At 64.0% G+C, this 25,334-nt stretch carries 16 protein-coding genes; 6 read left to right on the top strand and 10 right to left on the bottom strand.

Going from position 1 to position 25,334, the window contains the following annotated elements:
* Positions 1-100: 100 nt before the first annotated feature.
* Both ACXX81_RS05925 and ACXX81_RS05920 read right to left on the bottom strand, forming a co-directional pair.
* On the bottom strand, positions 101-12,991 hold the full coding sequence (locus ACXX81_RS05925; RefSeq protein WP_458571351.1) for a non-ribosomal peptide synthetase: 12,891 nt from the start codon (positions 12,989-12,991) through the stop codon (positions 101-103).
* Between the two features lie 50 nt (positions 12,992-13,041).
* Positions 13,042-13,794, bottom strand: coding sequence for a thioesterase II family protein (locus tag ACXX81_RS05920; protein WP_458571350.1), 753 nt, complete (start codon positions 13,792-13,794; stop codon positions 13,042-13,044).
* Positions 13,795-14,094: 300 nt separating this feature from the next.
* Between ACXX81_RS05920 and ACXX81_RS05915 the strand changes: the two genes are divergently transcribed.
* Positions 14,095-14,646, top strand: coding sequence for an RNA polymerase factor sigma-70 (locus tag ACXX81_RS05915; RefSeq protein WP_209983405.1), 552 nt, complete (start codon positions 14,095-14,097; stop codon positions 14,644-14,646).
* Positions 14,647-14,709: 63 nt separating this feature from the next.
* On the opposite strand, the gene ACXX81_RS05910 is transcribed toward ACXX81_RS05915, so the two are convergent.
* The gene (locus tag ACXX81_RS05910) at positions 14,710-15,498 is read right to left on the bottom strand and encodes a substrate-binding periplasmic protein (RefSeq protein WP_458571349.1); all 789 of its coding nucleotides are present in this window, start codon (positions 15,496-15,498) and stop codon (positions 14,710-14,712) included.
* Between the two features lie 232 nt (positions 15,499-15,730).
* Here ACXX81_RS05910 and ACXX81_RS05905 point away from each other — a divergent pair, with 232 nt between their 5' ends.
* Both ACXX81_RS05905 and ppnP read left to right on the top strand, forming a co-directional pair.
* Positions 15,731-16,273 (top strand): 3'-5' exonuclease, encoded by a 543-nt coding sequence (locus tag ACXX81_RS05905; RefSeq protein ID WP_209983409.1) that lies wholly within the window; start codon positions 15,731-15,733, stop codon positions 16,271-16,273.
* Between the two features lie 64 nt (positions 16,274-16,337).
* On the top strand, positions 16,338-16,622 hold the full coding sequence (gene ppnP, locus ACXX81_RS05900) for a pyrimidine/purine nucleoside phosphorylase (RefSeq protein ID WP_209983410.1): 285 nt from the start codon (positions 16,338-16,340) through the stop codon (positions 16,620-16,622).
* 47 nt (positions 16,623-16,669) lie between these two features.
* On the opposite strand, the gene ACXX81_RS05895 is transcribed toward ppnP, so the two are convergent.
* Positions 16,670-17,476, bottom strand: a complete 807-nt coding sequence (locus tag ACXX81_RS05895) for an MOSC domain-containing protein (protein WP_458571348.1) — start codon at positions 17,474-17,476, stop codon at positions 16,670-16,672.
* Positions 17,477-17,515: 39 nt separating this feature from the next.
* Positions 17,516-18,451 (bottom strand): chemotaxis protein CheV, encoded by a 936-nt coding sequence (locus ACXX81_RS05890; RefSeq protein ID WP_209983416.1) that lies wholly within the window; start codon positions 18,449-18,451, stop codon positions 17,516-17,518.
* Positions 18,452-18,990: 539 nt separating this feature from the next.
* Between ACXX81_RS05890 and ACXX81_RS05885 the strand changes: the two genes are divergently transcribed.
* From ACXX81_RS05885 to ACXX81_RS05875, 3 genes are all read left to right on the top strand, one after another.
* Entirely contained in the window at positions 18,991-19,440 is a 450-nt protein-coding gene (locus ACXX81_RS05885; protein WP_209983418.1) for a hypothetical protein, read from the top strand.
* 265 nt (positions 19,441-19,705) lie between these two features.
* On the top strand, positions 19,706-20,599 hold the full coding sequence (locus ACXX81_RS05880; protein WP_209990434.1) for a sensor histidine kinase: 894 nt from the start codon (positions 19,706-19,708) through the stop codon (positions 20,597-20,599).
* On the top strand, positions 20,596-21,255 hold the full coding sequence (locus ACXX81_RS05875) for a response regulator transcription factor (protein WP_209983420.1): 660 nt from the start codon (positions 20,596-20,598) through the stop codon (positions 21,253-21,255). Before ACXX81_RS05880 ends, ACXX81_RS05875 begins: the two co-directional genes overlap by 4 nt.
* On the opposite strand, the gene yegS is transcribed toward ACXX81_RS05875, so the two are convergent.
* The 5 genes from yegS to ACXX81_RS05850 all read right to left on the bottom strand — a co-directional run bounded on the left by yegS (position 21,214) and on the right by ACXX81_RS05850 (position 25,300).
* On the bottom strand, positions 21,214-22,134 hold the full coding sequence (gene yegS / locus ACXX81_RS05870; protein ID WP_458571347.1) for a lipid kinase YegS: 921 nt from the start codon (positions 22,132-22,134) through the stop codon (positions 21,214-21,216). The genes ACXX81_RS05875 and yegS overlap by 42 nt on opposite strands.
* 634 nt (positions 22,135-22,768) lie before the next feature.
* Positions 22,769-23,161, bottom strand: coding sequence for a DUF2802 domain-containing protein (locus ACXX81_RS05865; RefSeq protein WP_209983424.1), 393 nt, complete (start codon positions 23,159-23,161; stop codon positions 22,769-22,771).
* Positions 23,162-23,644 carry a chemotaxis protein CheW gene (locus tag ACXX81_RS05860; RefSeq protein WP_003236843.1) on the bottom strand — a complete coding sequence of 161 codons (483 nt, stop codon included), beginning with the start codon at positions 23,642-23,644 and terminating at the stop codon, positions 23,162-23,164.
* 79 nt (positions 23,645-23,723) lie between these two features.
* On the bottom strand, positions 23,724-24,512 hold the full coding sequence (locus tag ACXX81_RS05855) for a CheW domain-containing protein (protein ID WP_209983427.1): 789 nt from the start codon (positions 24,510-24,512) through the stop codon (positions 23,724-23,726).
* Complete coding sequence (locus ACXX81_RS05850; protein ID WP_003236847.1) at positions 24,512-25,300, bottom strand: ParA family protein; 789 nt, start codon at positions 25,298-25,300, stop codon at positions 24,512-24,514. Before ACXX81_RS05850 ends, ACXX81_RS05855 begins: the two co-directional genes overlap by 1 nt.
* Between the last annotated feature and the right edge of the window lie 34 nt (positions 25,301-25,334).

The following is a 25,334-nucleotide window of genomic DNA, read 5'->3' as shown; positions in this document are numbered from 1 at the left end:
GACGCTATCGGGAGCCAGCCAGCTCCCACACTTGACTGTATTCACACATCAAATGTAGGAGCTGGCTGGCCTGCGATGAGGCCAGAACAGACAGCAGCGGTTAAAGCCCCTCCAACTCGGCCATCAAATCACTCAACCTGCCCACCTTCTCCACGCTGATCTCATTGCCCGCCAACCCCTCGATATACTCGGCCAGCTCCGCCACCGTACTGCACTCGAACATCGCCCGCAGCGGCACGTCGCGTTGCAGGGTTTTCTGCACCCGCGAGGCAATCTGCGTGGCCAGCAACGAATGCCCGCCCAGTTCGAAGAAGTTGTCCTCAACGCCGACACGCTCAACCTGGAGCACTTCGGCCCAGATCGCGGCCAAGGTGGTTTCCAGCGCGTTGCGCGGCGCCAGGTAGGCCTGACTGTGCAACTGGCCGATCTCCAGGGCTGGCAAGGCCTTGCGGTCGAGCTTGCCATTGGCGTTCAGCGGCAGGCGGTCAAGCCAGAGCCAGTGCAGCGGTACCATGTATTCCGGCAGTTCGGCGCGCAGGCGTTGCTTGATGCGATCCAGGCGTTCGCCGGGGTCAAGCGCCGCGTCGGCGGCCACCAGGTAGCCCACCAGGTGTTTGCCGTTGACGCCCTCCTGCACGCCCACCGCCGCGTCGCGCACTTCGGGTTGCTCGTGCAGACGCGCTTCGATTTCACCCAGCTCGATACGGTAACCGCGAATCTTCACCTGATGGTCGATACGTCCCACGTATTCCAGCACACCATCGCTGCGGCGACGGGCAAGGTCACCGGTGCGATAGAGACGCTCGCCCGCCGCGCCGAACGGGTTGGGCACAAACGCCTGGGCGGTGCGCAACGGATCGCTGACATAGCCACGGCCCACACCGGTGCCGGCCACACACAACTCGCCCACGGCGCCTTGCGGCACCAGGTCCAGCGCACCGTCCAGCAGGTACAAACGGTTGTTGTCGGTCGGCGTGCCAATCGGCAGGTACGTGCCGCGTGTCGAGGCCAGGTCGACGCGGAAGAACGCCACGTCGTCCGAGCATTCAGCCGGGCCGTAGGCATTCACCAGGCCAATCTGCGGATAGCGTTGCAGCCATTGATGCGCCAGCTCCGGCGGCATCGCTTCACCCGTCGGCAGCATCCAGCGCAGCCCGTCCAGGCTGACGCGTTCCTGGGCCAGCATGCCCTGGATCAGCGACGGCACGCTTTCCAGCACGGTAATGCCTTGGGCCTGCACATGTTCGAGCAAGCCCTGGGGATCATGGGCGATGGCATTCGGCACGATCTCCACCCGCGCGCCGAACAGCGGCGCCGCGAGAAATTGCCACACGGAAATATCAAAGCTTTGCGAGGCTGTCTGCGCGATGACATCCGCTGGCGACAGGTCCAGGTACGGCACCTTGCTCAACTGGTTATTGAGCATGCCACGCTGTTCGACCATCACACCTTTGGGCTGGCCGGTGGAGCCCGAGGTGTAGATCACGTAGGCGAGGTTATCCGGTGCGCTGTAGATGCCCGGATTTTCACCACGGGCCGGCACCTCCTCCCACACCAGCAACTGGCAATCGGTGCCATCGAGTAACTCGATGGCCTGTTCGCGACACGCTTCACTGCACACCAGTAACGGCGTGCGGCTCAGCGCGATGATGCGGCTCAGCCGCTGAGCAGGCAGGCCCGGGTCCAGCGGCAGGTAACCGGCACCGGCCTTGAAGCTGCCGATGATCATGCCCAGCAGGTCGAGGTTGCGCTCGGCCAGCAATGCCACCGGTTGATCCACGCCGACACCCGCGCTGATCAACGCATGGCCCAGGCCGTTGCTGCGGCGGTTCAGTGCCTCATAGGTCCATCGCTGGTCCAGGCAACTGGCGGCAATGCGCTGCGGATGCTGCGCCACCTGTTCTTCGAACAGCTCAACGTAGCTGCGCGCCAGCGGGTAATCCTGTGCGCTCTGGTTACAGCCCTCCACCAGGAAGGCACGCTCCTGCTCACCGATCAGCGGCAGGTCGGTCATGTCGCCGTGAAAGCCCTGCATCAGCGCCAGCAGCAGGCGTTTGAACTCACCGAGCATGCCTTGTACGGTGGTTTCATCGAAGTAACGCTGGTCGTAGGACAGGTGCAAACCGAGGTCATCGCCCGGATAGCACACCGCCGTCAGCGGGAAATTGGTGTGGGTGCGGCCGGAATCCGAGGTGGCGTTCAGGCTCTGCGCGCGGTCCAGCACCGAGGTGTCCACCGGGGCGTTTTCGAACACGAACAGGCTGTCGAACAGCGGCTGGCCCTTGGGCAGTTCGCTGTGTTCCTGGATCGTCACCAACGGCAGGTATTCGTACTCGCGCAGTTGCATGTTGCTGTCGAGCAGGTCGTTCAACCACTGGCGCACGCTGCAGGGCTGGTCGTCCTCGGGCAGCTTCACCCGCAGCGCAATGCTGTTGATGAACAGGCCAACGGTGCGTTGCATCTCGGGCATGTCCACCGGGCGCCCGGCCACGGTGACGCCGAACAGCACGTCACGCTCGCCGCTCAAACGCCGCAATACCAGGGCCCACGCCGCCTGGGCAAAGGTATTGACGGTCAGTTGATGGGCCTGGGCCAGTTCGCGCAGTTGCGCGCCGTCACGGGCATCCAGTCGGGTGTGGCAGTCGCCCACCAGCATGCCGCCGCTGTGGCCTGCATGTTCGCGCAGGAACGGCCGGTCGCTGGGGATCGGCGTGGTGCGCTCGAAACCCTGCAGGTTGCGCTGCCACCACTGGCGCGCTTCGTTGAGGTCCTGGCGTTGCAGCCAGGCGATGTAGTCACGGTAACGTGGCGGCGTGGCCAGTTGCGCCGCGCGGCCTTCGCCGAGGGCGAGGTAGATCTCGAAGAAGTCGTTCATCAGCAGCGAACGGCACCAGGCATCGATGAGGATGTGGTGGTTGCTCATCATGAACCAGTAGCGCGCTTGGCCCACACGGATCAGGCGCAGGTGGAACGGCGCCTGGTTGAGCAGATCGAACCCGGCTTCGCGCTCCTGCTTGAGCAACGCTTGCAGGCGCGGCTCGTGCTGGTCTTCGCGGTCGCCGCTCCAGTCCAGGTACTCGATCGGCGTGTTGCCGGGTTTGTGGATCACTTGCAGCATGTCTTCGCCGACGTTCCAGCAGAACGACGCACGCAGGGCCTCGTGGCGTGCGATCACCGCTTGCCAGGCCTGGGCGAAACGCTCGGGGTCGAGCACGCTGTCGATGCGGTAGCGGTCCTGCATGTAATACAGGCCGGTGCCCGGTTCGAGCAGGGTGTGCAGCAGCAGGCCTTCCTGCATCGGCGTCAGCGGGTAGACGTCTTCGATCCGGTTTGCCGCCACCGGCAGGCTGTCGAGCTGCCCCTGGCTCAGGTGCGCCAGGGGGAAGTCGGACGGCGTGAGGCCAAAAGCTTCGTCTTCCAGGCAATGGGCGATCAGGCCTTGCAGCTCGGCCAGATACCCGTCGGCCAGCGCGCGAATGGTCTGCGGCTCATGGCGTTCGCGGCTGAAGGTCCAGCGCAGCACCAGTTCGCCGCCGTACACCTGGCTGTCGACGCTCAGCTCATTGGGCAGCGGCGCGTCCGGGTCGTGCGCCAGGCCGGCCGACTCATTCAGCGGATGGAACAGCGCGTCGCTGCCAAAGCTCTGGTCGAACTGGCCGAGGTAGTTGAAGGTAATGGGCGCATCCGGCAGCGCCGCCAGGGTCTGTTGGCACAGGTCGTCGGCCAGGTAACGCAGTACGCCGTAGCCCAGGCCTTTGTGCGGCACGCCGCGCAGTTGCTCCTTGATCGCCTTGATCGAATCGCCCTGCGCAGCCGCCGGCGTCAGGCGCACCGGATAGGCGCTGGTGAACCAGCCGACGCTGCGGGTCAGGTCGATGTCATCGAACAGTGCTTCGCGGCCGTGGCCTTCCAGTTGGATCACGGCCGAGTCGTGGCCGCTCCAGCGACACACCACCCGCGCCAGGGCGGTCAGCAGCAGATCGTTGACCTGGGTGCGGTAGGCGCTCGGCGCCTGCTGCAACAACTGGCGGGTGCGCTCGGCATCCAGGCGCACGCTGACCGTCTCGGCATCGCGGTTGCGCAACGCGCCCTGTGGTCGCGCCACCGGCAACAGCGAGGCAGGCCCGGCCAACTGACGTTGCCACAGGCTCAACTCTTCACGCAGGGATTCGCTATGGGCATACGCCTGCAAGCGTGCCGCCCACTCGCGCAGCGCGCTGGTCTTGGCCGGCAGGCTGACGGAGCGGCCTTCGCTCAGTTGGCGATAAACGTTCTGCAGGTCTTCGAGTAACACGCGCCACGACACGCCATCCACCACCAGGTGATGGATCGCGATCAGCAGCCGTTGCTGCCCCTCGGGACCGTCGACCAACAACGCGCGCAGCAGCGGGCCATGTTGCAGATCGAGGCTGCGCTGGGTTTCGGTGAACAGTGCGACGCATTGCGCCATGTCCTGCACCTGCGCCTGCATCAGCACGCCACCGTGCGGCACGCCCAGGTGTTCGGCGTACCACTGCGCATCGCGCCGGGTGAAGCTCAGGCGCAGTGCATCGTGATGTTCCAGGACCGCCAGCAACGCCTGCTCCAGGCGATGAGGGTCGAGCAATTGCAGCGGCTTGAGCAGCAACGCCTGGTTCCAGTGCTCGCGCGCCGGGATGTCGGTGTCGAAGAACCAGTGCTGGATTGGCGTGAGCGCCGAGGCGCCCGTGAGCAACCCTTGCTCGGCCACTACCTGCTCGGCACGCGTGGCGACGGCGGCCAGGGTGTGCACGGTCTGGTGCTGGAACAAATCGCGCGGGCTGAAGTGAATTCCGGCCTGACGCGCGCGGCTGACCACCTGGATCGACAGGATCGAATCGCCGCCCAGTTCAAAAAAGTTATCGTCGAGGCCAACCTGTTGCACGTTCAACACCGCGCACCAAATGGCGGCCAGGGTGCTTTCCAGTGCGGTGCGTGGCGCCACGTACTGTTGGCGATTCGCTTCGGGATCGGGCTGCGGCAAGGCGCGGCGGTCGAGTTTGCCGTTGGCGGTGAGCGGCATGCTGTCGAGCACAATCAGGTGCGCAGGCACCATGTAGTCCGGTAACTGCGCCTTGAGGTGCGCCTTCAGCGCATCGCGCAACGCGCCGTGCTGCGCATCGCTGACCCAATAAGCGACCAGCTGTTTGCCGCTCGGCGCATCCAGCGCCAGCACCACCGCTTCACGCACGGCCGGGTGTTCGAGCAGGCGGGTTTCGATCTCGCCCAGCTCGATGCGAAAGCCACGGATCTTTACCTGATGGTCGATGCGGCCCAGGTACTCGACCAGTCCGTCGGCACGCTGGCGCACCAGGTCGCCGGTGCGGTAAAGGCGACCGCCCTCGCGGGTAAACGGGTCCGCGACAAAACGCTCCGCCGTCATGCCCGGCCGTTGGTGATACCCCTGGGCCAGACCGGCACCGCCGACGTACAGCTCGCCGGTTGCGCCTTGCGGCACCAGGGCCAGGTCGGCGTCGAGAATATAGGCGACGCGCGCGCCGATAAGGCTGCCGATCGGTACGCTGGCAGCACCCTCCTCCAGTTGCTCCGGCGCCAGGCTGGCGAGCGGCATCACCACGGTTTCGGTCGGGCCATAGGCATTGAAAAACACCTGCGGCTGGAACGCGGCGCGAATGCGCTGCAGGTGTTCACCGGTCAGCGCTTCGCCACCGGTGATGCACATGCGCACCGGCAACGTCTGCTGCTGCGTGGCCAGCCATTGCGCCAACTGGCTGCCGTAGCTGGGGGTAAAGCCGAGAATATTGATGCGATGGGTACGGATCAGCGCGCAGATTTCCTCGGCATCCCACTGCCCCTGGGCGCGCAATACCACCTGCGCGCCGCTGAGCAGCGGCACCAGCAAACGCTCGGTGGCGGCGTCGAAGTTGATCGAATAAAAATGCAGCTCGCAGTCGTCCGCACGCATGCCGAAACGCTTGATCACTGCCTGGCAATGCATGGCGATTTCACCGTGGGACACCACCACGCCCTTGGGTTTGCCGGTGGAGCCCGAGGTGTAGATCAGGTACGCCTGGTGTTGCGCCAGGCTGATAAACGGCAGCTCATCGGCCGGGTAGTTCGCCAGCGCCGGCAGGTCATCTTCCAGGCACCAGCAGGCCACCGTCGCCGGCAATGGGCCAAGGGCTTCGAGCATCGCCGCATCGCTGAGCAACAGGCCGATGCCGCTGTCTTCGATCATGTAGTGCAAACGGTCCAGCGGATACTCCGGGTCCAGCGGCACGTAAGCGCCGCCAGCCTTGAGGATCGCCAGCAAGCCGATGACCATTTCCAGTGAGCGCGGCAACGCCAGGCCCACTCGCACCTGCGGGCCCACGCCGCGCTCGCGCAGTACCCAGGCCAGGCGATTGGCGCGCGCATCGAGTTCTGCGTAGGTCAGGGTTTCACCGGCAAAGGTCAGCGCCGGTGCGTCGGCACGCTGACGCGCCTGCTGGCTGAACAGCTGCTGGAGGCACTGGTCGAGACGGTGCTCGCCGGCTTCAACCCCGAGGCTGTCCTGCAATGCACGCTGCTCTACTGCCGTGAGCAACGGCAATTCGCTGAGGCGCTGCTGCGGATCGGCGATCAGCGCTTCGAGCAGGTTGCGCCAATGCGCGGCCATGCGTGCAATGCGTGGTTCATCGAACAGGTCGGTGCTGTAGGTCAGGCAGCAACCCAGGCGATGGTCGAGGTCGGTGACTTCCAGATTGAGGTCGAACTTGGTGGCGCGCGCATCGTTGGCCAGGTACTCGACGCTCATGCCGGCCAGCTGGCGGCTTTGCTGGAATTCCCAGCGCTGCACGTTGCACATCACTTGGAACAGCGGGTTGTACGCCGCGCTGCGTGGCGGTTGCAGGGCTTCAACCAGGTGGTCGAACGGCAGGTCCTGGTGGGACTGGCCCTCGATCACCGTATGGCGCACCTGCTCGAACAGCTCGCCGACGCTCATCTGCCCGTTGAGCCGGCAGCGCAGCACCTGGGTGTTGAGGAACGCGCCGATCAGCCCTTCGCTTTCCGGGCGAATGCGGTTGGCCACCGGCGCGCCGATGCGCAGGTCGGTCTGGCCGCTGTAGCGGTAAAGCAACACCGCCAGCGTCGCGGTCATGGTCATGAACAGCGTGAGGCCGCGTTTGGCGTTGAACGCACGCACGCGCGCCGCCAGATCATCGCTCAGATCAAAGCGATACAACTCGCCACGATGGCTTTGCACGGACGGCCGTGGACGGTCGCCGGGCAGCTCCAGCAACGGATGCTCATGGCCGAGTTGCGCGGTCCAGTAATCGAGCTGGCGCTGACGCTCGCCGGCTTCCATCCACTGGCGTTGCCACACGCTGTAGTCCAGGTATTGCACGGGCAGCGGCGCCAGCGGCGAGTCGCGCTCGTCGATAAAGGCTTCGTACAGGGCGCTCAGCTCACGGGCAAAGATGTCCATGGCCCAGCCTTCGGTGACGATGTGGTGCAGGGTCAGCACCAGGTAGTGTTCCTGCTCGGCGGCCTTGACCAGGCAAGCGCGCAGCAACGGCCCGGTTTCCAGGTTGAAGGGGGTGTGGGCTTCGTGATCGGCCAGTTGCTGGATGCGTTGCTGGCGCTCGGTTTCGTTCAGCGCCGAGGCATCCTGCCAGTCCATGCGCAAGCCGGTTTGCGCCGCGACCCGCTGATACGCCACGCCATCGACGCTCGGGAACGTGGTGCGCAGGGTTTCGTGGCGCATGATCAACGCCTGCAACGCCGCCTCGAACCGTCCCACATCCAGCACGCCGCGCAGGCGCGCCATGCCGCCGACGTTGTAGGCCGGGCTGTCGGGCTCCATTTGCCAGAGGAACCACATGCGCTGCTGGGAGTAGGACAGCGGCACTTTCTGGCTGCGGTCGACCCGGGCGATGGCGGTTTGCTGATTGCGCTGGCCGGCGCCCTGGATCCGCGCAACCTGCGCGGCAAAGGCGCCCAGTTCGCTGGCGTCGAACAGGGTGCGCAATGGCAGTTCGACGTCGCAGGCCTGGCGGGTGCGCGAGATGATTTGCGTGGCCAGCAACGAGTGGCCGCCGAGGGCGAAAAAGTCGTCGTGCAGGCCGATACGCGGCAGGCCGAGCACGTCGCGCCAGATCGCGGCGATTTGCTGCTGCAACGGTGATTGCGGCTCGACGTGTTCGCGGGAGTGCCACACCGGCTCCGGCAATGCGCGGCGGTCGAGTTTGCCGCTGGGGCTCAGGGGCATTGCGTCCAGGCGCATCAGTACGGCGGGCACCATGTACTCGGGCAGCTCGGCAGCCAGGGCGGTTTTCAGCGTATGAGCGTCCAGCTCGGCATGGCCGGTGTAGTAGCCGATCAACTGCGCATCGCGCACCAGCACCACGGCCTGGGCGACTCCGGCCTGGGCGAGCAGGCGCGCCTGGATTTCTTCCGGCTCCACGCGAAACCCGCGCAGCTTCACTTGCTGATCCAGACGGCCGAGGTATTCGAGCACGCCGTCAATGCTCCAGCGCGCGCGGTCACCGGTGCGGTACAGGCGCGTGCCCGACTCGCCCAGCGGGTCGGCGACAAAGCGTTCGGCGGTCAGCCCGGCACGGCCCAGGTAACCCCGGGCCAGGCCGCTGCCGCCGATGCACAGCTCACCCGGCACACCGGCCGGCAGCGGGTTGAGTTGCGCGTCCACTACCCGACAGATCACGTTGCCCAGCGGCCGGCCAATCGGCGAGCGCTCGCCATCGGCCACCGCGCAATGCCAGTGAGTGACGTTGATCGCGGTTTCCGTCGGGCCATAGCGGTTGTGCAACTGCACCGCCGGCAGTTGCGCCAGCACGCGGTTGCGCAACTCGGCGGGCAAGGCTTCGCCGCCCGAGAACAGGCGACGCAGGCTGGTGCACTCGGCCGCCAGCGGTTCGTCGATAAACACCTGCAACAGTGGCGGCACGAAGTGCAGCGTGGTCACGCCATGTGCCTGCACCAACTGCGCGATGCGATGAGGATCGCGATGCTCGCCGGGCCCTGCCAGCACCAGACGGCACCCGGTGATCAATGGCCAGAAGCATTCCCACACCGACACGTCGAAACTGATCGGCGCCTTTTGCATCAGCACATCAGTGGCGTTGAGCTGATAGGTGGCCTGCATCCACTGCAAACGCTCGGCCAGGGCCGCATGGGTATTGCCCACGCCCTTGGGCTGGCCGGTGGAGCCGGAGGTGTAGATCACGTAGGCGAGATTGTCGCCGTGCAGGTGCAGGCCGGGCGGCTGGGTTGGCCAGCTGTCCAGGTGCAGGCTGTCCATGGCGATGACGCACACCCCTTCGGCGCTGGGCAGTTGCGCCAGCAGTGAGGTCTGGGTGAGCAGCAGGTGCACGCCGCTGTCGTGCAGCATGTAGGCCAGGCGCTCGGCCGGGTAATCCGGGTCGAGCGGCACGTAGGCGCCGCCAGCCTTGATGATCGCCAGCAGGCCGACCAGCAGCTGCGGCGAGCGCTCGGCGGCAATGGCCACGCACACGTCCGGGCCGACGCCTTTGTCGCGCAGGTAATGGGCCAGGCGGTTGGCCTGGGTGTGCAGTTGGGCAAAGCTCAGGCTGCCGTGCTCCCAGACCAGCGTGGTAGCGTGCGAGGTGTGCTGATTGAGCAACTCGGGCAGCCACTGGGTGGCAGGCGCACAGGGCGCGGCGCTCCAGTGGCGCTGCTCGTCCTGAAGCATCAGCGGCAAATCGCCGATCGCCTGTTGTGGCTGCGTGCAGGCGGCTTGCAGCAGCGTGAGGTAGTGTTCGGCGAGGCGCTGGATGGTTGCGCCATCGAACAGCTCATCGGCGTAGTCGAACGCCAGGCTCAGGCGCCCATTGCGGTCTTCTTCGCTGTGCAGCTGCAGGTCGAACTTGGCTTCGCGGCTGTGCCATGGCAGCTCATCGGCGAGCATGCCGGGCAGGCGGCGCAACGCACCGAGATCACGTTGCTGGTGGTTGAACATGACCTGGAACAGGCCCTGTTCGCGGGCCTGGGGGAAAGCTTCCAGCAATTGCTCGAAGGGCAGGTCCTGATGGGCCTGAGCGCCGAGGGCGGCCTGGCGGGTCGCCGCCAGCAGCTCATTGAATGGCAGGCGCCCGTCCAGCTCGGCACGCAGCACCAGCGTGTTGATGAAGAAGCCGATCAGCCCCTGGGTTTCCTGGCGCGGACGGTTGGCGCTGGGTACGCCGATTCGGATATCGCGCTGGCCGCTGTAGCGATGGAGCAACGTCTGGAATGCGGCGAGCAATAGCATGAACGGCGTCGACTCATGGGCCTGGGCCGCTTTACGCACCGCGTCGCTGCGGTCGGCGCTCAGGCGCACGCTGTGGCGCGAGGCACTGTGACGGTGATGGGCCGAGCGTGGGTGGTCGGTGGTCAGGCTCAGGGCCGGATGCTCATCACCAAGCCGAGCCTTCCAGTACGCCAGTTGCCGCTGGCCTGCGCCTTCGGCCAACCATTGGCGCTGCCAGCTGCCGTAATCGGCGTATCGCAGGGTCAGCGGCGGCAGCTCCAGAGGCTGGCCCTGGGAGGCGGCGGCGTAGAGGCGCGAGAATTCATCAATAAGGATATTCAGCGACCAACCGTCGGCGATGATGTGGTGCAGGGTCACCAGCAAGTGGTGCTCTTCATCGTTCAGACGCACCAGGGTCACCCACAGCAGCGGCCCCTTTTCGAGATCGAACCGGGTAAGCGCCTGCTCCTCGCGAATCTGCTGAGCACGGGCGTCACGCTCATGGGCGGGCAGGTCGCTGAGGTCGATGACGTGCAGCTCGAACGCCACGCTCGCCTCAATGCGCTGAAAGGCGTGGCCGTCGCGCTCGTAGAAGCGCGTGCGCAGCGCTTCGTGGCGCTGCACCAGGTACTGGAAGCTTGCGCGCACGGCGTCTTCATCCAGCTCGCCGCGCAAACGCAGCGCGCCGGGGATGGTGTAGGCGCTGCTGTCAGGCTCCAACTGCCAGGTGATCCACAGACGGTTCTGCGCCAGGGATTGCGGCAGTTCGACCTCACGCGGCAGGGCCTGAATCGCGCCTTCGGCGACGCCGCCGTCCAGCTGCAAACGGGCGACGCTGGCGGCAAAAGCTTGCAGGGTGGGCGCTTCGAACAACAGGCGCAGGTTCAGCTCCAGCCCCAGGCTTTCACGCAGCCGCGCGACCACCTGGGTGGCGGTGATGGAGTTGCCGCCGAGCAGGAAGAAGTGATCGTCGGCAGCGACCTCGTTGACCTGCAGTTGCTCGCACCAGATCGCGGCGATCTGGTGTTGCAGGTTGGATTCCAGCACCGCATCACCGGCCTGCGTGTGCAGGCCGGGGAACTGCGCGTAGCTGTCGAGGCTGCCATCGGCGTGACGAAGCGCGCAGGCGGCGCGCTGCACTTTGCCGCTGGAGGTCTTGGGCAGCGCACCCGGATTGAGCAGCACCACCACGCTCGGCGCCTGTTGATACGCCTCGGCCACGGCCTGGCGAATGGCTTTGATCAGCGCTTCGGGCGGCAGAATCTTCTGCACGCTGCGGCTGATTTCGGCGGCGATGCCGATACCTTCCAGGCCCTGGTCCTTTACCGCAAACGCGGCAACCCGGCCCTTGCGCACCACTTCCACTTCGCGCTCGATGGTCTGTTCGATGTCCTGCGGATACAGGTTGTGGCCGCGCACGATCAGCAGGTCCTTCAGACGACCGGTGATGTACACCTCGCCGTCGCGGATGAATGCCAGGTCACCGGTGCGCAGCCAGGTGCGGCCAGCGTGCTGCACGAAAGTGTTGGCGGTGGCTTCAGGGTTGCGCCAGTAGCCGTGGGCGATGCTCGGGCCGCTGGCCCAGAGTTCGCCGACGTGGTTGTCCGCCAGTTCGCTCAGGGTATGCGGGTCGGCGATCAGCACAGCGTGGTCAGGTTGACCGGTGCCGCAGCTCATGATCGCGCTGCCCTGCCCCGGTTCGGCACGGTTGGCGGCCAGGGCCCGGTCGTCCACCCGCAGCGCCGGGATGCCCTGGCCACGGCGGCCACCGGCGACAAACAGGGTCGCTTCGGCCAGGCCATAGGAGGCGAAGAAGTTGTTGGCGCTGAACCCGCAGGCGGCGAATTTCTCGGCGAAGCGTTCCAGGGTATCGAGGCGGATCGGTTCGGAACCGGAATAGGCCACGCGCCACCGGCTCAGGTCGAGGCGCTCCAGCGCGGACTCGCTGACCCGTTCGCTGCACAGGCGGTAGGCGAAATCCGGACCGCCGCTGATGGTGCCGCCGTATTCGCTGATCGCTTCCAGCCAGCGCAACGGCCGGCCGAGGAAGTAGGCCGGCGACATCAGCACGCAGGGCACGCCGCTGAAGATCGGTTGCAGCAGGCCGCCGATCAGGCCCATGTCGTGGTACAGCGGCAGCCAGCTGACGATCACGTCGTGTGGGTTCAGGTCGATGCCAAAGCCACGGCGGATCAGCACTTCGTTGGCCACCAGGTTGCCGTGGCTGACCTGCACGCCCTTGGGCAGTGCGGTGGAGCCGGAGGTGTATTGCAGAAAGGCGATGTCGTCGGGCTGCAGCTCGGGGGCGGTCCAGTCGCCGGCGCCCGGCAAGGTATCGACGCTGAGTATCGGCGGCGCGTTTTCAATCTGCGCCAGGCCCTCGGCGAGGCTGGCGATGGTCAGCAGCAGGCGCGGTTCGGCATCGCTGATGATTGACAGCAGGCGCTCCTGGTGATGACGCCGGGTGGACTCCGGCGGGTAAGCCGGCACCGCGATCACCCCGGCGTACAGGCAGCCGAAGAACGCCGCCACATAGTCCGGCCCGCTGGGGAACAGCAACACTGCACGATCACCCTGTGCGGCGCTGGTTTGCAGGGCGGCGGCGATGGTGCGCGCGCGCAGGTCGAGGTCGCGGTAACTGAGCACCACGTTGTGCTCGGCGGACTCGGCGAGGAAACGCAGGGCGACCTGGTCCGGAGTCTGCGCGGCGCGGCGTTGAAGGGACTGGACCAGGGTGCGGGGAAGTTCGAAGGCATCCATCATGGGGTTCCTGCCTGAAATCGGCTTGCGGTAAATCGGGAAATAGGGGGTTGTCAGCCGGCGGCCAGCTGCCGCGCCGCACCATTGCGCCAGCGGGCCAGGTGGTCTTCGGCGTAGCGGCGCAGGCAGCGCAGCACCGCGCTTTCGTGCTGCATGAGAAAGAAGTGGTGACCGTCGAACATGTCCAGGGAAAAACCGCTGGCGGCGTCGAGTTGCCAGTCGAGCAACTGGTCGGCGCGCACGCTGTCCTGTTTGCCGCCGAACACATGGATCGGCAGGCCCAGCGGCTCACGCTGGCCATAGACAAAACTGCCGCACAGCAGGAAGTCGGCGCGCAGGATCGGCAGCATCAGTTGCATCAATTCGGGGTTGGCCAGGGCTTCTTCGGCGGTGCCCTGCAGTTCGCGCAGACGGGCGATCAGTTGTTCGTCGGTCTTTTCGACGGCGTATTCGCTGACATCCCTGGTGGCAGGGCCGGCCGTGCCGGAGGCAAACAGCGCCAGCGGCGCGGGCACGTTGAGGGCGCGCAAGGCGTGGGCCAGTTCGAAGGCCAGCAGGCCGCCGAGGCTGTGACCAAACAAGGCGTATGGGCCGCTCACGTCGCGGCTGATTTCCTCTGCAAGCTGCGCGGCCAGAGCCTTGATGTCGCGCTGCAACGGCTCGTCCATGCGCATGCCGCGGCCGGGCAATTCCAGCGGGCACACTTGCAGCCAGTCCGGCAGGGATCGACGCCAGCGCACATACACCATGGCGCTGGCGCCTGAGTAAGGCAGGCAAAACAGCCGCAGTCGGGTTGGCATACTCATCGAGCCGGAACTCCAGACAGAGACATGCTGTGTGCACGGTACAAACCCATTGCGTCCTCCTGCGGGTGCTGATCGATGGCCGTTTTCCAACGGGCCTGTCACCCAGAAGAACGGACGGCACCGGCAAATAATTAGTCGTCGACGGCGAGCGAGAGAGACTCACTGCAAACAGGCAAGGCCACGATTAGTTCGTCTTCTCATTTGACAATCATTATCATTAAGCATAATTTGTTGCCCGATGTGTAGGAGGCCTCAGCAAGGAAGCCCTCCCCTAACCTATTCAGCAGTCAGGTGATTTCCATGACGGAACAAGTATTCTCAGGCCGGTGCGACTCACCGCTTCTCCAGGCCTTTGTCGACAATCGGCTGATTCTGGTGAAGATCGCAGCGCGTATCACCGGGTGCCGCTCCCGGGCCGAGGACGTGGTGCAGGACGCTTACTTCCGACTGCAATCGGCGCCGACGATCACGTCATCGTTCAAGGCCCAGTTGAGTTACCTGTTCCAGATCGTGCGCAACCTGGCCATCGATCACTATCGCAAGCAGGCGCTGGAGCTCAAATATTCGGGAACCGAAGAGGAAGGCCTGAATGTGGTGATTCACGGCGCGTCACCGGAAACCTCGCATATCAATTTCAACACCCTGGAAAACATCGCCGACGCCCTGACGGAGCTGCCCCAGCGCACCCGCTACGCGTTCGAGATGTACCGCCTGCACGGCGTGCCGCAAAAGGATATCGCCAAGGAACTGGGGGTTTCGCCGACGCTGGTGAACTTCATGATCCGCGACGCGCTGGTGCATTGCCGCAAGGTGTCGGGCAGCCATAGCGATACGTTTGCGCGCCGGGTCTGATAGACGACACGCATTCATGTGGAAGGGGGCTTGCCCCTTTCCACATTTTGATTGTCTTTCGCTTCAGTGCGCTGGCATCACGTCGATGCGATACGGCTCGAAAATCTTCAACAGCTGGCCGCTGTCGCGCAGGCGCTTGAGCAACTCGGCGAACGCTTCCCCGCTGATCGGCGCGTTCGGGCGCAGCAGTGCGTAGTGGTGATACACCTGATCAACGCGTTCGGAGACCAGGTATTGCCCGGCCATGTCGGCATTGCGCACCAGAAAATCACTCAGGTAGGAGCGCGTCACCAGCGCGATATCCGCCCTGCCGCGCGCGACCATCAGCAGGTTGCTGTCGTGGGAGTAGGTCAACGTCGCGTTGAACTGCTCGGCCATGAACCTGGGGTCAGGGTTGAAGTTGGCAAAGGCGTAGTGGTAGCCACTGAACACCGCCAGGCGCTTGCCCTTGAGGTCGGCGAAATAGTCCTGGTCGCGCCCGGACTGTCGCTGGGCGACGAACACCTCGGCATCTTCCAGGCCCATGTCGACGGTGGTATGGGGGATTTCCTGCCAGCCCCAGTCGGGATTCTCGAAGATGGCCATGTCGATCCGGCCTTGCTCAAGGTCGCGAAAACGCCGGGGGATCGAGGTGGGCACCAGCACAAAGCGGTAGTCGGCCTGCGTGGCATTCAGGGCTTCGATCAATTGAGGCAGCAGGCCGGTGTCGGCGCCCTGCTCGGGGCGTACGGTGTAGGGCGGGAAATGCGCGGCGCCGATCCTGACCACTTGCGCAGGATTGGTCTGCGCCCACCCTGCGGTGCCCAGTGCCCATAAAGTCAGTCCTGCAGCCAGCCGCCATGGCGAAAACATCAAGGCACACACCGTTCGATTCTCTGATGGCGATAAGCTAGGCGTTTTTGTCCGCGGAGACAACTTTGTACTGGCAAATTAATAGTTTGCGTCTCCATCGGCGTAGCGCACCGCCCGCCGCGCTTGCCCGGGCAAACCCGAGTCCGGGCCTTAATCGAAAAGCAGCGCGGAACTACAGGCCCGGGCTACGCTCTATCCCCATCAGGACGGGAACAGTACGGGAACCTGCACCATGCCTCATTGGCTGATTATTGACCTTGAAGCCACGACGGATGAAGGCGGCTGGCCCGTGACGGAGATGGAAGTCATCGAAATCGGCGCGAGCCTGGTCAACCGCCAGGGCCGCGAGCTGGATCATTTCCAGCGTTTTGTACGGCCGTTGCGCCGGCCACTGCTGACGCCCTTTTGCCGCCAGCTCACCCACATCACCCAGGCGAATATCGACGCTGCTGCGCCGATCACCGAGGTGTGGCCGCTGTTCGAACGCTGGCTGGGCCAGCATCAATCGCGCCTGGAAGGTTGGGCCAGCTGGGGTGACTATGATCGCGCGCAGCTGGAGCTCGAATGGCAGCGCCATGGCCTGGTCAGCGCACTCGCCCAGACACTGCACGTGAACCTCAAACAGCGCTTCGCCAAGGCCCGGCGCCTGGACAAACCGCTGGGGCTCAACGGCGCCCTGCAATTGGCCGGCATGCAGTTCCTTGGCCAGCAGCACCGGGCACTGGAGGATGCACGCAACACCGCGCGCCTGCTGCCGCTGATTTTGCCGGTCTAGGCAGCTACTGCGGCGTTGGGCATACTGGCCGACCTTTCCAGACCCCTTTTGCGAGGATTCGCCCATGTTCAAAGTCAACGAGTACTTCGACGGCACCGTCAAGTCGATCGCCTTCGGCACCGCAGAAGGTCCGGCGACCATCGGCGTCATGGCCCCGGGTGAATACGAATTCGGCACCGCCCAGCGCGAAATCATGCACGTGGTGTCCGGCGCCCTGAGCGTCAAGCTGCCGGACGCCAGCGACTGGGAAACCTTCGCGGCCGGCACCCGCTTCAACGTGCCGGCCAACAGCAAGTTCCACCTCAAGGTCGCCGTCGACACCGCTTACCTGTGCGAATACCGCGGCTAAGCGTTACGGCTTGAAAAAATGCCCGTCTCCAGCGAGACGGGCATTTTTTATTCCAGCACTGTCACCGGCATCCCGACCGCCAACTCACCGACGCCATCGTTGACCAGATTCTGGCCGAACATCGCGCCGTTCTCGGTCTTGCGATAGGTTTCAAGCGTTGCGAAAGGCTCGCGGTCGGCGCTGCGCTCGCCGGTCTGCGGGTCGATGGTAGTGAGGATGCAGCGCGAGCAGGGCTTGACCACGCGACATTCGATATCGCCGATGCGCAGGCGTTTCCAGCCGTCCTCGGCAAAGGCTTCGGCGCCCTCGATCACCAGGTTGGGACGAAAACGCAGCATTGGCATGGGGCGGCCGATGCGCGCGGATAAATCGTCGAGGGACGCCTGACCGATCAACAGCAGCGGGTAGCCGTCGGCAAAGCCCACCTGATCGGTGTCCTTGCCGAAGCCGGCATCGGTAGCGCGCGCACGCTCCAGCGGCATGTACACCAGGCGCGTCGGCTTGCCGATGAATTCACTGGCCCAGCGGGCGGCTGCGTCGCCTGCATCCGGCACGCGCAAGGTGTCGCGCCAGATAGTGATGCCGCGCAGTTCAGCCGCGCTGTCGGGCAGCGCCACGTCCAGCGTGGCGTAGCCCGGCGAGCTCAGGGAGAGGCCGCCGGCAGGATTGTACAGCGCCGACAACTGGCTCATTTTCGCCACCGCCCGCTGCGTGAGGAATCGCCCGCTGGCTTCGTCCACCAGCATCCAGCGTCGATCCCCCTGCAGCCCGAGTTTATCCAGGCCGATGTGCTGCAAGGCGTCCGCCCTGCCGGACTTCAAGGGGTAACGGTACAACGCGCTGAGACGAAGCATGAGCCTGCTTTCCTGAGGGGCAAAGCCGTCACCCTAAGGTCAAGCCGACACTTCGTCCAGCATCAGGCGTTGACGCACCACATCCACCAGCTTGTCCGGCTGGAATTTGGAGAGGAAATTGTCGCAGCCGACCTTCTTCACCATGGAGTCGTTGAAGCTGCCCGACAGCGAGGTGTGCAGCACCACGTAAAGCTCCCGCAGGCGCGGATCGTTGCGGATCTCGGTGGTGAGGCGGTAGCCGTCCATCTCGGGCATTTCGGCGTCGGTGAAGATCATCAGCAGTTTGTCGGTCATCACCTGGCCGCTGTCGGCCCAGCCCTTGAGCATGTTCAGCGCCTTGAGACCATCGCTGGCAATGTGCATTTTCATGCCGAGCTGGCCCAGGGTGTCGCGCAGTTGCGACAGGGCGACGTTGGAGTCGTCCACCAGCAGCACTTCGCGGCCACGGGCGCGCTCGAGCACCGGGTCTTCGAGTTTTTCGCGGGAAACCTTGGCGTTGTACGGCACGATTTCGGCCAGCACTTTTTCCACGTCGATGATTTCCACCAACTGGTCATCGACCTTGCTGATGGCCGTGAGGTAGTGCTGGCGCCCGGCGCTGGTCGGCGGCGGCAGGATGGCTTCCCAGTTCATGTTGACGATGCGGTCGACGCCACCCACCAGGAATGCCTGCACCGAGCGGTTGTACTCGGTGACGATGATGGTGCTGTTCGGACCCGGAACCAGCGGACGCATGCCGATGGCCTGGGACAGGTCGATGACCGGCAGCGTCTGACCACGCAGGTTGACCACGCCGCACACGAACGGATGACGCTGGGGCATCAGGGTCAGCTTGGGCAGTTGCAGCACTTCCTGAACCTTGAACACGTTGATCGCGAACAGTTGCCGCCCGGCCAGGCGAAACATGAGGATCTCCAGGCGGTTCTCACCCACCAGTTGCGTGCGTTGATCTACCGAGTCGAGAATGCCGGCCATTGAAAGCTCCTGGTGCGCTGAGGGATTGTGCTGTTCGCTTAAGATTGGTTATCGGCGGCGGGCGCCAGACCTTGACCCTGTAAAATGCCATTTAAACGCATTGATGTCACACTGATATCATGCTTTACTTCGTCGGTGCCTCCATACGGCATGACAACGACGCAACGCGACCCTCAAAACCACGCGAGGTTCCGTCGCGTAAGGGGTTCCCCTAGGCGCAATCAGGCGTGACCTGATATTCGCGATATCTAATAGCCATTAATGTGACGCCATTCTCATTGCATGAATGGAGTCAGGCCTTTGCTCGCCATCGCCAGCCCTCGGCCCAAAGGCCTCTCAGACGTAAACCCGACGGCAACCGAAGCGCTGCGAATGAACTCGACTGCATTCGGCACGCAGGTCTGCGGCACGTCTTTAAATAAACTTCCTACCAAAATATCGGAAGCTGCCTACAGATCTCAGTCATATTTCAGCGTTAGTTTTAAGCCATTCACCCAGTGCGGCATCTCACCACCCGACCTTACGTTGTGGAGACTTGCATGATGAACGACGCTAACGAATGGCAAGTTGCACTTTCCCTGTTTCAGCAGGAGGCTGAAAAACTGCTGGCCAAGTCCGAAGAGTGCTTGAGCCACCTGCACATGATTCGCAACGACAGTGACGCCATCGACTGCATGGAAAGCAGTCTCAGCACGCTCGCAGAAAAAGCCGACAGCCTGGCCCTGCAGGGGATTAGCGAGTTTTCGCGGCACATTCAGCACCTGATCGCCAATGCCGAAAACCCGTTGCAACTGCATGATCAGGCCTTGGCGGCCCTGCACGATTGCCTGACATTACTGGCCTGGCAACTCGAACTGATAGATGCTCGCACTGGCCGACTGCAATTGGACGAAACTGAACAAACTACGCTGATCGCAACCGCCTCCCTGCAGATTCCGCAGAAGAACTTCAGTTATAAACCGCAGCAACGTTTGCACCACAGCGCCTGAGTTGCAGCCGGGCTTATATCCGTTAACGACGCGAACCGTCGCCATTTGAACTTTACGTGCCAGCGAAAAAGAGATCGATTGGCCTTGAATGGCCCTGACGATACACACGCACCTGAACACCGCAACGCCCTTTCCTGCCTGTCGAAACTGCCGCCCCGGCCATTGGCCTGAACGGGCCAGGCGACGTCATGCGCTTGGCGACCAACGGTAATAGTGGTGGTACTATGCGCCGCTCGAAGACTCAACTTCATTGGCTCCATTCGCTATGTACGCCAGCCTCAAGTCACTTATCGCCAGGTCTGTTTCGCGCAGCAATGCACGCCGCATGGTCCTCGTGCTGTGCCTTGGCTCGCTGTCGCTGAGCGTGTGGGCCTACAGCCGCTCCCTCCCACTGCCGCTGGCGGTGCTGCTGCTGAACCTGGCGATAGTGCTGGTGGTCGGCCTGCAGCAATGGAAATCACGCAAGGCCATCAGGTTCCAACCTCAGGAACTTGCCGAGCGCCTGCTGCAGGTACAGGAAAACGAACGCCACCGCCTCAGCCGCGAACTGCACGACGATATCGGCCAATTGCTCACCGCCGCCAAGCTGCAAAGCGAATGGCTGCAGCGCCGCCTGCCGGACGAGCTGCAGGGTCAATGCACGGTGCTGTGCAACACCCTGAATGAAACCCTGGCCAAGGTGCGCGACGTGTCCGCGATTCTCAACCCGCGCCAATTGTCCAGCCTGGGCCTGGAAGCCAGCCTGCGGGCGCATCTGCTCAAGACCCTGGCAAACACCCCGGTGCACTGGAGCCTGGAATGCCAGCAACGGCTAACCGGCATCCCGGAAGAAATGGCCGTGGCGGCCTTTCGCATTACCCAGGAAGCGGTCACCAACATGCTGCGCCATGCCCAGGCGCACAATCTGCTGGTACGCCTGCAACGCCTGCCCGAAGGCCTGTCGCTGGTGATCAGCGACGACGGCCAGGGCTTCTCCCCCGCCAGCAACCCTGCTCTTGAAGGACAACGCGGCATGGCCGGCATGTGTGAGCGGATCGACCAACTGGGAGGCACACTGGCGGTGAGCAGCCAGCCAGGCAAAGGCACCCGCATCGACGCGCTGTTCCCCTGGGCGCCACGCGCCCTCGAACGCGCCAGTCGCCCGAAGGTTATCGAGTGACCTGCAACGTACTCCTGGTGGATGACCACGCGCTGATCAGGGCCGGCGTGCGTGCGCTGATCACGGATATTCCCGGCTACGCGGTGATCGGCGAAGCCAGCGATGGCGCACAGTTGCTGGAGCGGTTCGGCGCCCTGCAACCGGACATCGTGCTGCTGGACCTGTCGATGAAACACACAGGTGGCCTCGATGCCCTGCAGCAGCTCAAGGGTGAGTATCCCAGGAGCAAGGTGTTGATTCTGTCGATGCACACCGACCCGGAGATGATCATGTGTGCGCTGGAGTCCGGCGCCCATGGCTACCTGCTCAAGGACACCACCGCCACCGAGCTGGAACACGCCCTGCGCGCGCTGTGCAACAACGAGCGCTACCTGAGCCCGGCCATCGCCCACACCGTGATCAACCAGGCGCTGGTGCGCAGCCAGGGCGCAGCTTCGGCTGCCGTGCCGAGCCACACGCTCACCGCGCGGCAGCTGGAAATCCTGCGCCTGATCGTGCGCGGCAAGTCCACCCGCGAAATTGCCCATGGCCTGGGCCTGAGTATCAAGACCATCGAAGCGCACCGCTCGCAGATCATGAAGCGGCTGCAGATCTTCGACGTGGCGGGGTTGGTGTTATTCGCCGTGCGCGAGCAGATTATCAGCCTGGACGACTAGCGGAGAATCCTTCGGCAGGTGCACGCGCAGGGCCTTGGGCAACGCCTCGAAGCGCAGGTCATCGCCGCTGAGCGGCTCACCGTCGAGGTTGATGTAAAGCTCTCTCGCCTGCCTGATCTGCACCCATGGCAGCCGCGCCCGCACAAACATCGCGTCCAGGCCCCAGCCGTTGTTCATCAGCTCGCGCAGTGTGCCAACCACTTCCTGGGGCGCCGGGAGGATGCTGACGTCGAGCAGGCCGTCATCGGCCATCGCCTCGGGGCACAGCTCATGCCCACCGCCCGCCTGCCGACCGTTACCGATCCCCAGCGCCAGCAGCTCGCCCTGCCAGTGGAAATCCGGCCCGTCCAGCTCGGCATAGGCAGCCTTCAACTCGCTGAAGCGCGTGAGGCCGGTGAACAGGTAGGCGGCACCACCGAGGACTTTTTTCAGGTCTTCTGAGGTGTTGGCGGTGACCTGGCTGCCGAAGCCGCCGGTGGCCATGTTGAGGAAGATCTGCCCGCCCACCTGACCGAGGTCAATCGCCCTGGGCGGCGTATCCAGCAGCGCCAGGGCCTGGGCCGGCTCCTGGGGCACACCCGCGGCCTTGGCGAAGTCATTGGCGGTGCCGAGGGGCATCAGCACCAGGCTGGCCTGCGCCTTGGACTGAGCCATGGCTTCGGCCACATCGCGCAAGGTACCGTCGCCACCGCCGGCGATGATGTGGGTGTAGCCGCCAGCCAGCGCTTCATCGACCAGGCGCCGTGCATCGCCGCCCTCCCACGTCACCCGAACCGCCAGTTCCCAGCCCAGCTCGCGCCTGGCGTTCACGGCGCTGCGCACGTCCTCGTTGAGGGCTTGCTTGCCGTGGAGAATCAACAGCGCTTTGGGGGTGGTCATTGGTGGGTTACTCCGGGAGTTGAAGGTGCATGAGGGATGTGACCTTTGTCGAGGGGGATTGGTTTACCGGGGTTGGCGCGATTTTTTGATGATGGCGAGTTTGGGTGAGACAGGCAGATTGGGGACCTATCCGTTATTCAGGTAACGGCTGCTGGCGGATCCGCGCTATAGAAAAAGCCCCAAAGCAAGCAAAGGGCTCCTGCCCCAACACTCGGCACCTCGCCCAGGATCGGTGTGCCCGAACGCTGTATAAAATGTGGCAGGGGGCTTGCTCCCGATGGCGGTGGGTCAGTCAACTTATGTGTAGCTGACACACTGCTATCGGGAGCAAGCCCCCTCCCACAGTTGGATCTCCATTGGTCTGATGGATATCACCTGCTTTTGCTCTGCTTTGCTTTGGCTTTTGATCTTGATCTCAGGCGCCCCGTCAACCACGCTGGCCGCACGCAGGCTTGAGCGAGGTGCCGAGTGGTGGGGCAAAGCGTTTTTGGTTACTTTTTGCGCTCTTCAAAAAGTGACCCGCCGTAAGGGCGGAACCAATAGCCGCCATTACAAAAGAAATGGATATGTACACAAAAAGCCGCCATCGGGAGCAAGCCCCCTCCCACAAAAGCCAGGCACTCCAACCCCAAAGCTAGCTCTTGTGCAACTTGCTCATCAACTGCGCCTCAGCCTGGGTCAACCCGCACGACTGCGTCAGCTCATCCACCGTCGCCCCCATGCCGACCAACCTCGCCGCCTGGGCAAACGACAGATTCGCCGGGTCGCGCTGCTCAAGCTGCTCCAGCTTGTCCGGGATCGGCGCCAGGATCGCGCGCAGTTCATGCACCTCATCCCCCACCCTCACCGCACTCTGCTGGTAGTGATCCACCCGCCGGACCAGGTCGAGAATACGCCGCTCGCGCAGCGCATCCCGCTCGGCCTGTTGCAGGGCCAGCTCCCGTTGCTGGCGCATATAACGCAGCACGAACGCCACCGTCCCGGCCCACAGCAGGGCCAGGACAATCACCAAGGCTTCAAAGAACAATCAGATGTTCTCCAGATCCGACCACTCTTCCTCGCTCATCATCTTGTCCAGTTCAACCAGAATCAGCAGTTCGCCGTTCTTGTTGCACACGCCCTGGATGAACTTGGCGGATTCTTCGTTACCCACGTTCGGCGCGGTTTCCACTTCCGATTGGCGCAGGTAGACCACTTCGGCCACGCTGTCGACCATGATCCCGACCACTTGCTTGTCGGCTTCAATGATGACGATACGCGTGTTGTCGTTGACCTCGGTCGGCACCAGGCCGAAACGCTGGCGGGTGTCGATCACCGTCACCACGTTGCCGCGCAGGTTGATGATACCCAGCACGTAGCTGGGCGCACCCGGGACCGGCGCGATCTCGGTGTAGCGCAGGACTTCCTGCACGCGCATCACGTTGATGCCGTAGGACTCGTTGTCCAGTTTGAAGGTAACCCATTGCAGGATCGGATCATCCAAACCTTGTGCGGACGCTGACTTGTTCATTTCTCTGACCCCTTCAAATACCGTAGACACGGCGTGTGTACTTGCCTGACCGCACTTGCGCGCAGCCCTTATTGTTCAATCAACTGCGTTTATTCTGCGCCATCGTCTTGACCGCACCGCTGGCGATCAACTCGGCCAGTTCGGCGACGTCAAGCAACGCGCACATGTGTTCGATCACGGTGCCCGCCAGCCACGGCCGTTGGCCACGGTGGCTGCGCCATTTGATTTCGTTCGGGTCCAGGCGCAACGAGCGGCTGACTTGATGCACCGCCAGCCCCCACTCGTAGCCCTGCACCGAGATCACGTATTGCAAGCCCTGGCGGAAGTCGTCGCGGTAGCGATCGGGCATCACCCAGCGCGCGGTGTCGAGCACCTTGAGGTTGCCAGCCTGGCTCGGCAGGATACCGAGGAACCACTCCGGTTGCCCGAACAGCGGCGTCAACTCCTGGCCTTCGAGCGAATAGATCGAGCCCAGGCATACCAGCGGCACCGCCAGCGTCAGGCCGGCGACGTCGAACAGCAGGCATTCGAACGGCTCCGCGGCCCAGGCCGGGCGCTCGTCGCCACGCACCGTCGGCGGTGTGATGCTCGGCGGCAGGTGCACTTCGACCACGGGCTCGACCACCGCCGGCGCAGCCACCACCGGCAGCGGAACAATCGGCACCACCACCTGCGCGTCGCGCGCCTGTTCTTCCAGCACCGCCAACTGGAACTCGTCCAACGGAGCTTGCACCGCAGGGGCCGGTTCGAGCACCAGGATCGGCTCCGGCAATTCTTCGGCGGTCGCTTCCTGCAGCAAGGCATCCAGATAGGACTCGAGTGCCAACTGCGGCCGGGTCTTGAGCTTGAAGTCGACAGGTCGGTTCATCATGCCACCTGCGCCACAAGTTGCTGCGACAACAGGTGCTTGAGCAACGCACGGTAGGCCAGCACGCCACGGCTCTTGCCGTCGAACTGCGACGGCGTGAGCCCCGCGCGGCTGGCGTCACGCAGGCGCGTGTCCACCGGGATGTAGCCGTTCCAGATCGCATCCGGGTAGCCGTCGCGCAACACGCGCAAGGTGCCGAGCGATGCCTGGGTACGCCGGTCGAACAGGGTCGGCACGATGCTGTAGGGCAACGGTTGTTTGCGCGAGCGGTTGATCATCGCCAGGGTGCTCACCATGCGCTCCAGGCCTTTGACGGCCAGGTGTTCGGTCTGCACCGGAATCACCAGCTGCTGACTGGCCGCCAGGGCGTTGACCATCAGCACACCGAGCAACGGCGGGCTGTCGATGATCGCGTAGTCGAATTCCTGCCACAGCTGCGCCAGGGTCTTGGCGATCACCAGGCCCAGGCCGCTCTGCCCCGGAGACTGTCGCTCAAGGGTGGCCAGCGCGGTACTGGACGGCAGCAGGGAAATGCTCTCGTTACTGGTGGGCAGCAGCAATTGCCCCGGCAAGTCGGCCGGCACGCTGCCCTTGTGCAGGAACAGGTCGTAGCAGCTGTGTTCCAGCGCATCCGGGTCGTAGCCGAAATAGCTGGTCATCGAGCCGTGAGGGTCCAGATCGACCACGACCACACGCTTGCCCGCCTCGGCCAGCAAGCCGGCTAACGCGATGGAGGTGGTGGTCTTGCCGACTCCACCTTTTTGATTGGCAACTGCCCAGACTCTCATTCGGTTGGTTCCTCCCGGCAGGCAATGGCGCGAC

It is taken from the genome of Pseudomonas sp. GNP013, from assembly GCF_054343995.1.
Note: the sequence above shows the minus strand (reverse complement) of the source record. Positions and strands in the feature narration are given on the sequence as shown.